Consider the following 13,818-nt stretch of genomic DNA (forward strand, 5'->3'; position numbering starts at 1 on the left):
CCGATCCCATGGTCGCCTCGCCGCAGATGCAGCACGTTGCGTTCGGCGGGCGCCGGAGTGCGTTGGGGTGAACTGCGAACGTCCGGACCGGTCGATCATTCCCGCGAGACCCTGCGCCAGGTATCGCTCGGCCACCGCTTCGCGGTGCGGTCCAGGGCAAGTGGCTGCTCGAGTACCGTGGCCGCTCAAGGCACACGAACTCGTGTCAGCATCGGTGCTTAGCCGGTCCGCGACCGCCGGATTCCGGCGCGTTTGCCGGGTTGAGGATCTCGCTGCGCTGACGCAGGCCGCGCGCCCGCGCCTTGCTGGACACCGCGTACAGCGCACCGACCGGTTGCGAGCTTGCAGGCTGTCCGCAGCCGGTGCGCCGCGTTCGGAGTCGATGCTCTCGATCCGGTGGGCTGCCGGTCCGCGCGCTGAAGCGGGCGATTCGTTCCGGTGACCTGGACATGGTCGACGTGCGGGCCAAGACCGCCGGGCAGGCCGCCCGCCGCTGTCGGTGCGACCGCCCAGGGGTGCGGGCGCGAATTCCCCTGCCACCTCTCAGCCCGTGAGCGCGTCCAGTGCCGCGCGCAACCGCCGGGTCGCCTCGTCGGCGACCTCCCGCAGTTCGGCTGCGTCGCTGAGCTGCACCATCACCTGCGGATCGAGGGCCTGCACCAGGGTGGCGTCCGGACCGTCGGCGCGGACCACGACGTTGCACGGCAGGAGCAGGCCGATGTTTCGGTCGGCCTCCATGGCGCGGTGCGCGAGGGGCGGGTTGCAGGCGCCCAGGATGACGTACTCCTCCATGTCGACCCCGAGCTTCTCGCGCAGCGTTGACCGCATGTCGATCTCGGTCAGCACTCCGAAGCCCTGGTCCTTCAGCGCGGCCCGGACCCGCTCGAGGGTCGGGGTGAATCCGGCGGTCAGCCGGGTGGTCATCGCGTAGCTCATGCTCTGCTCTCCTTCAGGTGAGATGGTGCCGGTCGCGAACGATCGGCGTGGGTGATTCGGCAAACCGTTCGGGCCAGTCAGACCAGCCCCCGTAGCATGCCGTGCCAGTACAGGGCCGGAAGCCCGTAGCGCTTGAGCAACCACATGTCGTAGCGCGGCTTCATGGTGTCGATGACTGGGAAGCTGGGCTTCGGCTTGAGCTGGTAGTCGAACTCGGCGAGCAGCATCCGGTTGTGGGCGGTGACCAGCGGGCAGGAGGTGTAGCCGTCGTAGCGGGCCGGCAGCGGCTTGCGCCCGGGCGCGGCGAGCATGTTGGCCACCACGACCGGCGCCTGCTTGCGGATGGCGGCTCCGGTCTTGGACGTCGGCAGGTTCGCCACGTCCCCGAGGGCGAAGACCTCGGGCCAGCGGGTGCTCTGGAGGGTGTACTGGTCGACCGCCAGGTAGCCGAACGGGCTGGCGGGATCGGCGAGAGCGCTGTCCTTGAGCCAGTCCGGCGCGCTCTGCGGCGGTACGGCGTGCAGCAGGTTGTAGTCGATGGTCTCCTTGGTGCCGGAGGCGTTGTCGTGGATGACCGCCCGCCGGCTGTCCCCGTCGACCTCGACGAGCTGAGACTCATAGCGCACTTCGATGCCGTAGTCCGCGGCGACCGGGACGAGCACTTTCGCCCAGTCCGGCTGGCTGAAGATGGTCGCCGTGGGCAGCACCAGGATGATCCGGATGCCGTCCAGCAGGCCCTGCCGGCGCCACCAGTCGGCCGCCAGGTAGGCGATCTTCTGTGGCGCGCCGCCGCACTTGATTGGTCCGGCCGGCATGGTGAAGATCGCCGTGCCGCCTCGCACCTTCTGGATGAACTCCCAGGTGCGTGGTGCGAGGTCGTACCGGTAGTTGCTCGACACCCCGTTGCGCCCGACCGATTCGGCCAGGCCGGGTACGGCGTCGAAGTCGAGCTGCAGCCCGGGAGCCATGACGAGCTGGTCGTAGGCCAGCGTGTCGCCGCTGCCGAGCGTGACGGTGCGGTTGTCCGGGTCGGCGCTGGTTGCCCGGTCCCGGATCCAGGTCACGCCCTTGGGGATGAGCTTTCCTTGCGGCCGTACGGTTTCGCCCGCCTTGGTGAGGCCGCTTCCCACCAGGGTCCATAGGGGCTGGTAGTAGTGGTGCTCGGAGGGCTCGACCAGGGCGATGTCGGTGACGCCCTGGCGATGTAGCCGCGCGGCCACGCTGATGCCGGCGGTGCCGCCGCCGACGATGACCACATGATGGTGCCGGACGGTAGTCATGGGACCTCTCAGGTAGGAGAAGGGCGACCGCCGGGGGCACCGCGGAGGGGCGGGAATCCTCCGGCGACCTTCGAGGTTAACCATACCCGGGGGGGTATCCCCTTCGCCAACCGTTACCCCCGGGGGTATAGTGGAACGCGAGAGGTGGCGCGATGAATCTCCGACCTGAAATGACCAGTGAGGCGTTGACCCGGCTCAAGCGGGCGCGGGGACAGCTGAACGCGGTCATCGAGATGATGGAAAACGATCAGGACTGCCGCGAGGCGCTGACGCAACTCGCGGCGGTGTCCAAGGCAATCGACCGGGCCGGGTACAAGATCATCGCCTCGGGCGTGCGGTACTGCGAGGCCGCGCGCGAGCGCGGCGAGGTGCCGGAGATGTCCGAGGAGGAGCTGGAGAAGCTCTTCCTGGCCCTCGCCTGATCGGGCCACCTGTCCCGTGCCGCCACCGGCGGCGCGGGCGGTAACCGCTTCACATGAGCCGGGCAGGACCCTGCCCCCTATATACCCCCCCGGGTATGTAGTCTTTGAAGGGAGTACGGCCAGTGACACTTGAGGTGTCCGTTATCGCGACATCGTCCCTCGGCGACCGGAGCTACCTGGCTTCGGACGGCACGGTGGCGATCGTGGTCGACCCGCAGCGTGACATCGACCGGGTCCTGTACCTCGCCGGTGAGAAGGGCGTACGGATCACGCATGTGGTCGAGACGCACATCCACAACGACTACGTGTCCGGCGGGCTCGAGCTTGCCCGGGTGACCGGTGCGCACTACCTGGTGGCCGCGGCCGACGAGGTCGGGTTCGACCGAATGCCGGTATCCGACGGTGACCAGGTTCCGGTCTCGGACTCTCTGCGGCTGCGAGTGATCGCGACGCCGGGTCACACCTTCCACCACCTGTCGTACGTCCTCGACGAGTCGACCGAGGGCGGTTGGTGGCCGGTAGGCGTCTTCACCGGCGGCTCGCTGCTCTTCGGCACCACCGGGCGTACAGACCTGCTCGGCAAGGAGCACGCGCACGAACTCGCCCACCACCAGCATGCCTCCGCCAAGCGGCTGGCCGACCTGCTGCCCGACAGCGCCGAGGTGTGGCCGACCCACGGGTTCGGCAGCTTCTGCTCGGCCAGCCAGTCCGACGCACCCGAATCGACGATCGGCCGGGAGAAGACGGCCAACCCTGCCCTCAAGCTGGCCGCAGACGAGTTCGTGACCGAGACCCTCGCCGGCCTTGACGCATACCCCGCGTACTACGCCCACATGGGCGTGGCCAACTTCGCCGGCCCCGCGCCGGTCGACCTGACGCCGGTCACCCGGGCCGATGCCACCGAACTGCGCGAGCGGATCGCCGACGGGCAGTGGGTCGTCGACCTGCGGCACCGCAAGGCGTACGCCTCATCGCACGTCGCCGGCACGGTCAGCCTCGGGCTGGACGGACCGATGTCGACCTGGCTGGGTTGGCTGATCGACTGGGGTGTCCCGATCACCCTGCTGGCCGAGACGCCAGAGCAGGTCGCCGACGCCCAGCGCGAGCTGGTTCGCATCGGCATTGACCGGCCCACCGCGCAGGCCACCGGTCAGCCGGAGAAGTGGGTGACCAAGCCGGAGGAGCTGCGGAAGATGCGGCTCTCGGACTTCCCGGCGCTGGCCGCCGGGCGCGCGGGCAACACGCCCGCCGGGCTGCCCGCCCCGGATGTGGTCCTCGACGTGCGGATGACCAACGAGTGGCGCACCAGCCACATCAAGGGCGCGGTGCACATCCCGCTGCCGGACCTGCCCAAGCGGCTGGCCGACGTACCGGCCGGCGCCGTCTGGGTGCACTGCGGCTCCGGCTACCGCGCCACCGCCGCGGCGTCGCTGCTGGCCAACGCCGGCCGCGAGGTCGTCGTCATCGACGACAAGGTCGACCAGGCCGGTGATGCCGGTCTGGAGATGGTCAGCGGCGCCTGACCGATCAGCGCCCCACCGGCCGGCGCCACCGGGCGCCGGCCGGCCCCCGACATCCTGTGAACGAGGAGACATGACTGCTTCCGAGACCACCACGCTCGATGGCGCCACCCTGCGCGAACTGATCGACGCCGGCCGGGCGCCCCGTCTGCTCGACGTGCGTACCCCGGCTGAGTTCGAGACCTCCCACATCCCGGGCGCCTACAACGTGCCGCTGGACCTGCTCAAGGAGCACCGCGAGGAGTTGCGCAACCACCTGGACGAGGACGTGGTGCTGATCTGCCGCTCCGGTGCCCGCGCCGCCCAGGCGGAGCAGTCCCTGGCCGGGGTCGGACTGCCGAACCTCAAGGTGCTCAATGGCGGCATGCTCGCCTGGCAGGCGGCCAACGCGCCGATCCGGCAGGGCAAGCAGCGCTGGGACCTGGAGCGCCAGGTCCGCCTGGTCGCGGGCTCCATCGTCCTGCTCAGCATCCTCGGTTCGGTGTTCGTGCCGGGTCTGAAGTGGGTCGCCGGGTTCATCGGCGCCGGCCTGACCTTCGCTGCCGTGACCAACACCTGCGCGATGGGCATGATGCTCGGCAAGCTGCCGTACAACCGGGGTGCCAGCTGCGACCTGGACACCATCGTCGGCCAGCTCCGCGAGAGCACCGGGGGGCGGGCATGACCGCGACCCTGGCCCTGACCATCGGACTGGCCGTCCTCATCGGCGTCAGCCTCGGCCTGCTCGGCGGCGGCGGCTCGATCCTCGCCGTACCGCTGCTGGTCTACGTGGCCGACCTGCCGGCCAAGGAGGCCATCGCCACCTCCCTGCTCGTCGTCGGCGCCACCAGCGCCGTCGGCGTCCTCCCGCACGCCCGGGCGGGACGGGTCCGCTGGCGTACCGGACTGATCTTCGGCTTCGCCGGCATGACCGGCGCCTACGCCGGCGGTCGGCTGGCCGAGTTCATCCCGGCTGGCTTCCTGCTCACTGGGTTCGCGCTGATGATGCTGGCCACCGCCGTCGCCATGATCCGCGGCCGTCGCTCCGCCGAGGGCAAGCCCGTGCCGCACGAACTGCCCGTGCTCCATGTGATCCTCGACGGCATCGTCGTCGGGCTCGTCACCGGCCTGGTCGGCGCCGGCGGCGGCTTCCTGGTGGTGCCCGCCCTGGCTCTGCTCGGCGGCCTGCCGATGCCGGTCGCGGTCGGCACCTCGCTGGTGGTCATCGCGATGAAGTCCTTCGCCGGCCTGGCCGGCTACCTCTCCAGCGTGCACATCAACTGGGGCCTGGCCGCCGCGGTCACCGTCGCCGCCATCATCGGCAGCTTCGTCGGCGGCCGGCTCGCCGGGAAGATCCCGGAGGCCGCCCTGCGCAAGGCCTTCGGCTGGTTCGTCGTGGTGATGGGCGTCTTCGTCCTCGCCCAGCAGCTGCCCGACCAGCTGCGCACCAACCCGCTGCTCTGGATCGGCGTCGGCGTTGCCGCCGCGATCGCCGTGGTGGTGACCGTGCTGCGTGGCCGGAGGAAGCCCGAGCCGCAGCGTGAACGGATCGCTACGGCGGCGGTCGGATCCTCGCCCCGCCACTGAGCGCGACCACGAGGGGCGTCCGGCAGGTCCGGACGCCCCTCGCCCGTCTACCGTCGGGCAGTCCGGCCGCTGCTCGCACGGCAGGCGGGTGACGGACTCGGCCCGGAACCGGCCGCTTAGCGGCCACGGAACTGGTGAGGATGAGGGCCACGCCGTGAACGTTCTTCGGTCGTGCGTCGACAGAAGCGCGGCCATGGACAGCAGGAACTGGGGCGAGCGGTACGCGAGCGCCTCGCTGGTGTGGACCGTCCAACCGAACCGCTTCGTGGTGGAGAAGGTGGGCCGGCCTGCGTCCGGCCAGGGCGTTCGACGTGGCCGCCGGCGAGGGAGGCACCGCGGTGTGGTTGGCCCAGTCGTACTGGCGCACGGCCGAGACGCGGTGCGCCCAGGCGGGACAGTCCTCGTGGTCGGCCACGACCTCGCCAACCTCTGCGGAACGGGTAGACTCCAGGAGCATCCCGTCCTGCCGACACCCCAGCCGGTAGTTGACGGCTCAAAGGGCCGCGGGTCCGCCGGGCCGGAACCGCCCCCGGCCGGTAACCGTCGATGCCGCACCGTTGAGGCGCGACGGACATCCAGAACATGAAGGCGAAGTACGGCGATCCCACGGGATTCGCCTGTACCCGACGCCGGGCTCCGGGCTCAAGAGGTGGACCGGGGCCGTCTTCAACGAAGTCCCCGTACCGCAACCCTGCTGTACAGCTTCTAGGACTGGCCGGTCGATGTGGCCACCTCTGCTCCAGCTCGCGGCCGGCGGCCTGGACCACGCCGTTCTATCTGGGCTGGACCACGAGCCTGAGCAGGGCACCTGGGCCGCCCGGACCCCGCCACCTACCGGTCGAGTGGCAGGCGCTGATCAACCCGCTCGCCGGCCACCCACGCCGCAGCGAGGTCCGGCTGACGCCGATCTTTACCGACTACTACGCCAAGTGCCATTGCGCGGCCTTCTGGGACGACGTCGGAATTGTGGCCAGCTACGCCGGGGTGGAGACCATCGGATTCGAACTCTATGACACGGGCGACAGCACCTAACGCACCCGACCGAGCGCAAAGCGGTGCCGCTGCAGTACGCACGCCGGACCGAGGTCAAGAGGCTGCTGATCCTCGGTGAGTGGGGGTCGACCGCTAACCTACGACACCGACGGCAGCGAGGCGGCGCAGGCCATGCGCGACAACCTGGCGTACATGCGCCAGCAGCCCGACGTTCCGTATGTCGCTGCTGGTACCAGGACAAGTGGAACCTGGACAGGCGTTCCGCGACCCGATGGCGCTTAACCTCTAGCGGCCAATCGTTTCCTTGCACAGCTCGACGCGCTCCGGGTGGATGCTGTCGTGCAGGATGTGTCCGGGAATGGTGATGCATCTCTGCCCCACCATCGCATTACACACCGGACACGGGACGAACAGGCCGGTACCCGGTGCACGCACCCCTCGGGCCACCACCGCGTCAACGATCTGGCGAATGAGGGGGTACAGCTCCCGCTGCTGGTGCCGGGACCTGGCTGCGATCTCGGAAAGTTTCATCAGCGCGTCCCACACCTGGTCGGCCGCCTGCTGCTCGGTCATGCGTTCTTCCACCCGGTCCATCTCGGTGCCTTCCCGGCCTGGTCCAGGCATAAACCACCCTCTAGCCGTCGAAGCGGGCGAAGCCTACCTGCGCGAGAACGGAAGGAGGTAAAATGCACGGTGCCCATTGTCCACGCGAGCACGCCCCCTACGGGAGCGTAGTTCAACAAAGGCCGCCCTCAAGGCTATCAAGTTCATCAAAAGGCCACTGCGCATTTAGCTCACCCGGTTCGAATGGAAGAAGTAGCCATTCCTGGTGGAACCGTGGCAGCGAGGTAGCGCCTGGAAGGACGAGGAAACCGGCTCCGGCCCACGGAAAGAATCGGCGCCTCCATCTTCGGTGCGGTGAATGGGTGCGGCGGACAAGATGGTCGGCGGCTGCTGCGCCTCGGCTCGACTGACAGTGCCTTGCCTGGTACGGGCGGCGAGGCACTGTCACTGGCCGCCGCGATCGGCGCCTCCATTCTGGTCGTCTGGGTCGGTCGCGGGGGAGCGGCCGCTGCCTGGACGGAAATCGTCGGGAAGACCGGTGGCCCATGACCCGGGCGGCGAACCTACATGTAGATCTCCTACGGGATCCGACATGGGCTCAATGAGTCGCTGACCGGCCGCTCGGCATACCGAGGCAGATTAAGCAAAGAATCCATTTCGCCCAAGGTGGTGACCGTCGGTACTCTGCGTTGGTCGCTCGCCATCGCCATCGGCAATGAATCGGCCGTGCTGGTACTGGCCAGTACCCGGGCTGCCGTGACACGCGTCGACGGTCTGGCCGGACGCCCCCGAGCACCTCGCCGACCGCTAGCGTGAATTGTTGCTGATCGCCCACGGCTAGGGCGTGTCCTGCCGATCTTGTAGGGGTTGGTCGTTGACGATGTGTCGGTGGTGCGTCGTGGTGAGTTGACCGATGAGGCGTGGGCGGTGATCGCGCCGCTGCTACCGGAGCCGGGCGGTGCTCGTGGGCGGTGGCGAGATCACCGGCAGGTCATCAACGGGATTTTGTGGAAGCTGCGCACGGGTGCGCCGTGGCGTGACCTGCCCGAACGTTTCGGGCCGTGGAAGACCTGCCATGAGCGGCTGCGTCGGTGGAGCGCCGACGGGACATGGGATCGGATCCTCGCGGCGGCGCAGGTGCACGACGACGGCACACCGGTGCAGTGGACGATCAGCATCGACTCGTCGATCGTGCGGGCGCATCAGCATGCCGCTGGCGCCCGCAAAAAGGGGGCTCCCCGACAAGTCCGGCGACGCCTGGTGCGCAAGATGGCGAGGCCATCGGCCGATCACGCGGAGGACTGAGCACGAAAATCCACCTCGCAGTCGACGGACGCGGCCGGCCGTTGTCGATCCTGCTCACCCCGGGCCAGGCCGGCGACAACCCCCAGCTCCTCGCCCTGCTCGACGCGATCCGCGTCAACCAGCCCGGACCGGGCCGGCCCCGCAAACGTCCGGACGTGCTGATCGCGGACAAGGGCTACGCCCATGACTCCACCCGTCGAGCCCTGCGCCAACGCGGGATCCGGCACGTCATCCCCGAACGCAGCGACCAGATCGCCCGCCGCGCCGCCAAGGGCAGCACCGGCGGGCGACCACCCGCCTTCGACAAGGCGACCTACCGCAAACGCAACGTCGTGGAACGCTGCTTCAACCGACTCAAGCAATGGCGTGACCTGGCCACCCGCTACGCCAAACGCGCATCCCTCTACCGAGCCAGCCTGATCCTCATCGCCGCCATCATCTGGCTTCCATGATCGACAGGACAGGCCCTAGACGATCCTCGTCAACGTAGCGCCTCGACCACTCCCATCATCCCGAGGTCCTCGTGGTCGAGGATGTGGCAGTGGTAGACGGTCCGTCCCGGAAAGTCGGTGAAGCGCACCCGCACCGTCACGCTCGACCGGGCCGGCAGGATGACCACGTCGTACCACTGGGGGTTACCCTCCACCGGACTGCCGTCGCGGGCCACCAGCTGCACCGGCCAGACGTGCAGGTGGAACGGGTGGTTCATCGGGCTGGTGTTGCGGACCGTCCACTCCTCGACGGTGTCGAGGCGGACGGCGGCGTCGACCCGGTCGGGGTCGAACTCCTTGCCGTCGATGGTGAAACTCATGCCGCCGCCCATGCCTCGGCCCATTTCCATGGCGAAGGTCAGCGTGCGCCGGCCGTTCACGGCGACTGCCCGGAGGTCCTCGGGTTCGACCAGTCGGCCGGGTAGCTGGGGTGTGGCCGCCGCCTCGCCCGCCGCCTCCACCTGCAGCAGCGTGGCGGGCGTGTCGCCGCCCGCGTTGCCGCGCCCCAGGCCCATGCCCATGCCGCCCCGGTCCACCGGCTCGGCGACCAGCTGGTGCCGGCCAGGGCCTGGTATCCGTACCAGCAGCTCCGCCCGGTTGCCGGTGGCGAGCAGGATGTTGTCGACCTGGGTCGGCGTGGCAAGGCGACCGGTGTCTCCGGCGACCTGCAGCAGCTCAGCCCCCTCTAGCCGGAGTCGCATGAAGCGCGACGTGCAGGCGTTGATGATGTGCCAGTGTTCGTAGCCGCCGGGGGAGACGGTCATGGTCGGCTTCAGTCGGCCGTTGACGAGCACTAGCTCGCCCTCCCGGCCGAGCATCCGGCCGCGTTGGTTGGCCTGCGCGATGCGGTCGCCGTTGAGGGTGGTGTCGGTGATGACCAGGACCCGCTCGCGCTGCGCCGGCAGCGGCACCGAGTCATCCCGTTGTACGACAATCGCCCCCATCAGGCCCGCGAAGAGTTGGTCAGCGACCGTCCCGTGAAGGTGCGGGTGGTACCAGAACGTTCCGGCCGGGTGGTCGCGCGGGATCTCGTACTCGTAGCGGAACGTTTCGCCGTCCCTGATGTGCAGGAACGGATTGTCGCCATTCCGCTCAGCCGACACGTGCAGCCCGTGCGTGTGTAGGTTCGTCGAGGCGCCCAGGCGGTTCACCAAGTCCAGCGTCACCCGGTCGCCCGGCCTGAGGCGAAGGGTCGGACCGGGCACCGAGCCGTTGTACGACATGGCCTGCACTGAGCGACCGGCGATCGTCACCCGACCGGCGGCGGCGCTCAGCGTGACGTGCAGCCGACCGCCCTCGCTGGCGATCACTGTCGGCTCGACGAACCGGTCGCCGGTCGGAACGGCGCCGGGGGAGCCACTCACGGTCGACGTCGGGGAACCCCAGCCGCGCAGCAGCCCCGCCGCCCCGACTCCGGCGCTGACAGCGCCCGCGCCAGCCAGCAGCAGCGCCTTCCGGCGTGTCATTCCGCGGCGGCGTCCGTCGCGACGTTCAGTGCTCATCGGGCTCCCGCAGTCGCTGCCGGTACTCCTCCTCGCCGATCTCACCGCGGGCGAACCGCACGTCGAGGATCTCCCGTGCCGTCGCGCCCCGGCCAGTCGCTTCCCCGGAAGGCGACCGCGCGGCCAAGGCAAGGCCGGCGACCATGGCCGCCACCCCGACGAGCAGCAGCAGCCACCACAGCCACGTCCAACCTATTCCGACACCCCACGGGCCCATGGCGCCTCCTCGCTCGATCACCGGCGTGCCGGCCCGGGAGTGGCCCGAGCGGCACGCCCATCGCGCAGGCGAGTGATGTTGGTTAACCGGCAGGGTGCCGATCTGACGTTAACCGGTCTCCGCCGACCGGAGCAGCCGGACGGCGAAAGGCCCGGGGGCAGACACCCGATGGGAGGACCGCGTGGGCGACGGCGAGATCCCAGCCCTGACGCAGGATTCGGCGCCATGGTCGACGGTTACCCGAGCCGGGCCCCCACGCCTTCGGCGAGATTGCGCACCCAGTCGGCGGCCGATGCTACGCCGGACCCCGTTACGGTGTTCCCGACCTGCACGACGGTGATGTAGCTGAACCCCGGGTCGCTGGTTTGCCTTCTGGGAATCGCACCGGTTCCTCGGCCAGATTTTGCGGCTGCCGAACTCATTGGGGGACACCCGCGAGAAACATATGTTGCCTTCCATGGGACCAGGGGAGGTACCAGCTCGGCCGGGCGACGACGGGCCGCCGCTGGTTCGTCGCCGCGCCATTCGCTTTGGCGGTGCTCTCGCTTGTAGTTGTGTTGCTTGCCGGTTTGCGGTCCCGGTTCGGTAGCCGAGGTTTGGCACACACGAGGTCGGGGAGACGGACCGTATGCCGCTCATCAAGATGACCGGGGAGCAGGCTGCCGTACAGTTCATGGAAGGAATGCGGGAGGTGGCCGCCGCCGCGACGCGGTACCGGGACGAGGAGCTGTTCGGGGCGCTCCTCAAGATGGCCAGGGCAGCCGCGTCCCAAGGCGTCGCGGTAGAGCCGCAGGGCGGGCAGTTCGCCCCGTGCCCGGTGTGCGATGCCGCGCCCGGCCGGAGCTGCATTAACGTTCCTGGCCATCCCGTGCGCGGCGATTTCCACCCTGAGCGGGTCGAGCTGGCCGCGAAGGTGCTCGCTGGAGAAGTGCCACCCCCATGACGCGCCGCGTCTTCCGCAGCTCTGCTGGTCGCGATGCTGGCTTACGCCGGCGACAGTGCGCTGGTCGCGGAGCTGCGGGCGACCGGCCGCCCGGTCTATGTGCCGCGCCCGGGGCGCGTGGCCGGCCTCCAATTCCGGCAGGGCCGCGTACGTCGATCAGCAACCCGTCCGAGGCGATCAGTGCCGCTCGGCTGTGGCCACGGGGATCTGCTCGTCGAGCAGCGTCCGGAAGAAGCCACCCTGTTGCACTCGGCCTCCTGGCCTCTTGGTTGATGTCTTGGCCTAGTGGTTCAGGCCCGGCTGCCCTGGGTCAGGGAGCGACCCGCGCGGGCCCACGCCGCCGTGCCCCCGGCGACCGACCGGGCGTCGATCCCGGCCCGTTCGAGCAACTCGGCGCCCACCTGGCTGCGGTTGCCGCTAGCGCAGATGACATACACCGTGCCGCGGCGGGGCAGGTCCCTGATGCTGGTGGGCAGGTGGCCCAGGGGGATGCACCGGGCGCCGGGGACGTGGCCGCCGACGTACTCGACGGGTTCCCGTACGTCGATCACCGTCGCCCCGTCGGCGTGGGCGGCGGAAAAGGTTGCCATGTCGACCTCGCGCATAGCTCTACTCCTTTGAGTGGATACCCCAGGGGGTATGACGCTCCGACAGTAGCGCGCCGATCTGCCCGCCGCCAAGCGCTCGGCGGGCGGCGCCTGAAGGGGAAGCCCTCGCGGCCGCCGCGCGGACCGGCTACAAGATCATCGCGTCGAGATGCGGCACCGCCCGGTCGCGCGTGGCCGTGTCGAGTAGCCGGAGATGACTAAAGAGGAACTGAGAAACTGTTCCTGGCCCTGTCCTGACCTGCTAGCGTCGCCTCGAGTGACTCCGGTGGGTGTTCGCGTACTCGGCCCGGCGGTGCAGCAGTACCAGGGCCATGGCGGGCAGCATCAGGATGTGACCCGCGATCATCACCGCCGATTCAGGGAGCGCGCCGCCCCAGAACGGCACGAGTAGTACCGCGAACGGTAGGAGCATCGCGGCGTTCATCTCCACGATGCCGGCCCACTGGTGGCGGCGGTAGTACATCCAGAGCGTCATGCCAGTACCCATGCTGAGCATCATGACAACGACCCGCACCTCAACCCGATCCAGCAGGTCAGCCTGGCCGAGCAGGGCGAGGGCGAGTCGTGCGGCCATGCCCAGCACCGCCATCCCGATGAACATGGCCACCACCATTTCCAGGAAGTGCCATGACAGCCGACGCCATGGGATACCTGGAGTGCTCGCTCTGGTGGTTGTCTCCTCTGCGGCGGTCACCGTCGCTGCTCCTTAGCACCCAAAGTCATCTTTGCCTCCTCAGCTCGGGGTGGTGCTTCCCGCGGTCGTCGTCGCCACGTCAGACCACGCGGCCTCCGCGCCACTGTGGCCGATGCGGACAACCGATGCGAGAACGCCTGCGGCGGTGATCACGGCCAAGATGGCCACCACGACGGCTGCCAGCCGCGGTGCGGGTGCGGGAACGCCCGAACTGTGCGACCCGCCGTCCGGCCCGGCCGGGCCGGCCCGAGCCGTCTCCCAGCGGTGCAGCCAGCCGGTCGCCGCGGCTGCGAACACAAGCGCAATCACCCAGGGCAGCAGGCCAGTGCCGAAATCGCGGTGGCGGTCGATCAGTTCGTTCGCGGGGAGACGCCCGCGCAGGGCGTCGCCCGACTGTACGGTCACCGGTACCAGGACCAACGCCAGCGCGCTCAACGCGAGTGCGAGCGGAGCGGTTCGGGCGCGGAACGTGGGCCACACCCCGGCAAGTCCGACGACCAGCGCGGCGGCCGGCACGACGATCACCGTGGCGTGCACGACCAACGGGTGTATCGGCAGGTCGGCAATGGTGTCGAACATGAGGCTCCAACCCTTCCGGCCAACGAGCAGGGAGCAGCCATGTCGCCGCGACGTTATTGCGGCGAAGCGGTACCCGTCGTCGGCGACGAAGACGTTGCCGCGAGCGGCGGACCGGTGGGGCCGCCGGCCCGACTCTAGACGAACTGCGACATGACTGTCTAGCTTCTGGGGGTGGTCAAGGGGGCGTCGCGCGCGCTG

The 13,818-nt window shown here is 69.3% G+C and carries 14 protein-coding genes; 6 read left to right on the forward strand and 8 right to left on the reverse strand.

The features are described from left to right. Positions 1-543: 543 nt before the first annotated feature. Positions 544-936, reverse strand: a complete 393-nt coding sequence (locus FHX31_RS09500; protein ID WP_145752100.1) for a DUF302 domain-containing protein — start codon at positions 934-936, stop codon at positions 544-546. A 77-nt stretch (positions 937-1,013) separates the two neighbouring features. Further along, positions 1,014-2,216, reverse strand: a complete 1,203-nt coding sequence (locus FHX31_RS09505; protein WP_145752102.1) for an NAD(P)/FAD-dependent oxidoreductase — start codon at positions 2,214-2,216, stop codon at positions 1,014-1,016. 152 nt (positions 2,217-2,368) lie between these two features. Here FHX31_RS09505 and FHX31_RS09510 point away from each other — a divergent pair, with 152 nt between their 5' ends. From FHX31_RS09510 to FHX31_RS09525, 4 genes are all read left to right on the forward strand, one after another. Further along, positions 2,369-2,638 (forward strand): metal-sensitive transcriptional regulator, encoded by a 270-nt coding sequence (locus FHX31_RS09510; protein ID WP_145752105.1) that lies wholly within the window; start codon positions 2,369-2,371, stop codon positions 2,636-2,638. A gap of 122 nt (positions 2,639-2,760) precedes the next feature. Beyond that, the gene (locus FHX31_RS09515) at positions 2,761-4,161 is read left to right on the forward strand and encodes an MBL fold metallo-hydrolase (RefSeq protein ID WP_184975733.1); all 1,401 of its coding nucleotides are present in this window, start codon (positions 2,761-2,763) and stop codon (positions 4,159-4,161) included. Positions 4,162-4,231: 70 nt separating this feature from the next. Then, on the forward strand, positions 4,232-4,822 hold the full coding sequence (locus tag FHX31_RS09520; protein ID WP_145752110.1) for a rhodanese-like domain-containing protein: 591 nt from the start codon (positions 4,232-4,234) through the stop codon (positions 4,820-4,822). Further along, entirely contained in the window at positions 4,819-5,724 is a 906-nt protein-coding gene (locus FHX31_RS09525; protein ID WP_145752112.1) for a sulfite exporter TauE/SafE family protein, read from the forward strand. Before FHX31_RS09520 ends, FHX31_RS09525 begins: the two co-directional genes overlap by 4 nt. 1,278 nt (positions 5,725-7,002) lie before the next feature. Here the strand turns inward: FHX31_RS09525 and FHX31_RS09530 are convergent. Continuing rightward, positions 7,003-7,290 (reverse strand): zinc finger domain-containing protein, encoded by a 288-nt coding sequence (locus tag FHX31_RS09530; RefSeq protein ID WP_145752114.1) that lies wholly within the window; start codon positions 7,288-7,290, stop codon positions 7,003-7,005. A gap of 882 nt (positions 7,291-8,172) precedes the next feature. Here FHX31_RS09530 and FHX31_RS09535 point away from each other — a divergent pair. Next, positions 8,173-9,038 (forward strand): IS5 family transposase gene (locus tag FHX31_RS09535; protein ID WP_013474031.1). Its coding sequence is split into 2 segments (ribosomal slippage): positions 8,173-8,506 and positions 8,506-9,038, totalling 867 coding nucleotides; the frame shifts between segments, so codons are not numbered across the junction. Positions 9,039-9,067: 29 nt separating this feature from the next. On the opposite strand, the gene FHX31_RS09540 is transcribed toward FHX31_RS09535, so the two are convergent. After that, positions 9,068-10,579 carry a multicopper oxidase family protein gene (locus tag FHX31_RS09540; RefSeq protein ID WP_221488047.1) on the reverse strand — a complete coding sequence of 504 codons (1,512 nt, stop codon included), beginning with the start codon at positions 10,577-10,579 and terminating at the stop codon, positions 9,068-9,070. Continuing rightward, on the reverse strand, positions 10,569-10,796 hold the full coding sequence (locus FHX31_RS09545) for an SHOCT domain-containing protein (protein ID WP_184975736.1): 228 nt from the start codon (positions 10,794-10,796) through the stop codon (positions 10,569-10,571). Before FHX31_RS09545 ends, FHX31_RS09540 begins: the two co-directional genes overlap by 11 nt. Positions 10,797-11,424: 628 nt before the next feature. On the opposite strand from FHX31_RS09545, the gene FHX31_RS09550 reads away from it, so the two are divergent. After that, positions 11,425-11,739 carry a zinc finger domain-containing protein gene (locus FHX31_RS09550; RefSeq protein ID WP_145752121.1) on the forward strand — a complete coding sequence of 105 codons (315 nt, stop codon included), beginning with the start codon at positions 11,425-11,427 and terminating at the stop codon, positions 11,737-11,739. Positions 11,740-12,029: 290 nt separating this feature from the next. On the opposite strand, the gene FHX31_RS09555 is transcribed toward FHX31_RS09550, so the two are convergent. From FHX31_RS09555 to FHX31_RS09565, 3 genes are all read right to left on the reverse strand, one after another. Continuing rightward, the gene (locus FHX31_RS09555) at positions 12,030-12,344 is read right to left on the reverse strand and encodes a rhodanese-like domain-containing protein (protein WP_091331281.1); all 315 of its coding nucleotides are present in this window, start codon (positions 12,342-12,344) and stop codon (positions 12,030-12,032) included. Positions 12,345-12,588: 244 nt separating this feature from the next. Next, positions 12,589-13,041, reverse strand: a complete 453-nt coding sequence (locus FHX31_RS09560) for a hypothetical protein (protein WP_141722616.1) — start codon at positions 13,039-13,041, stop codon at positions 12,589-12,591. Positions 13,042-13,080: 39 nt separating this feature from the next. Further along, positions 13,081-13,620 (reverse strand): DUF2231 domain-containing protein, encoded by a 540-nt coding sequence (locus tag FHX31_RS09565; protein WP_091331283.1) that lies wholly within the window; start codon positions 13,618-13,620, stop codon positions 13,081-13,083. Between the last annotated feature and the right edge of the window lie 198 nt (positions 13,621-13,818).

It is taken from the genome of Micromonospora sp. CNZ286, from assembly GCF_014207755.1.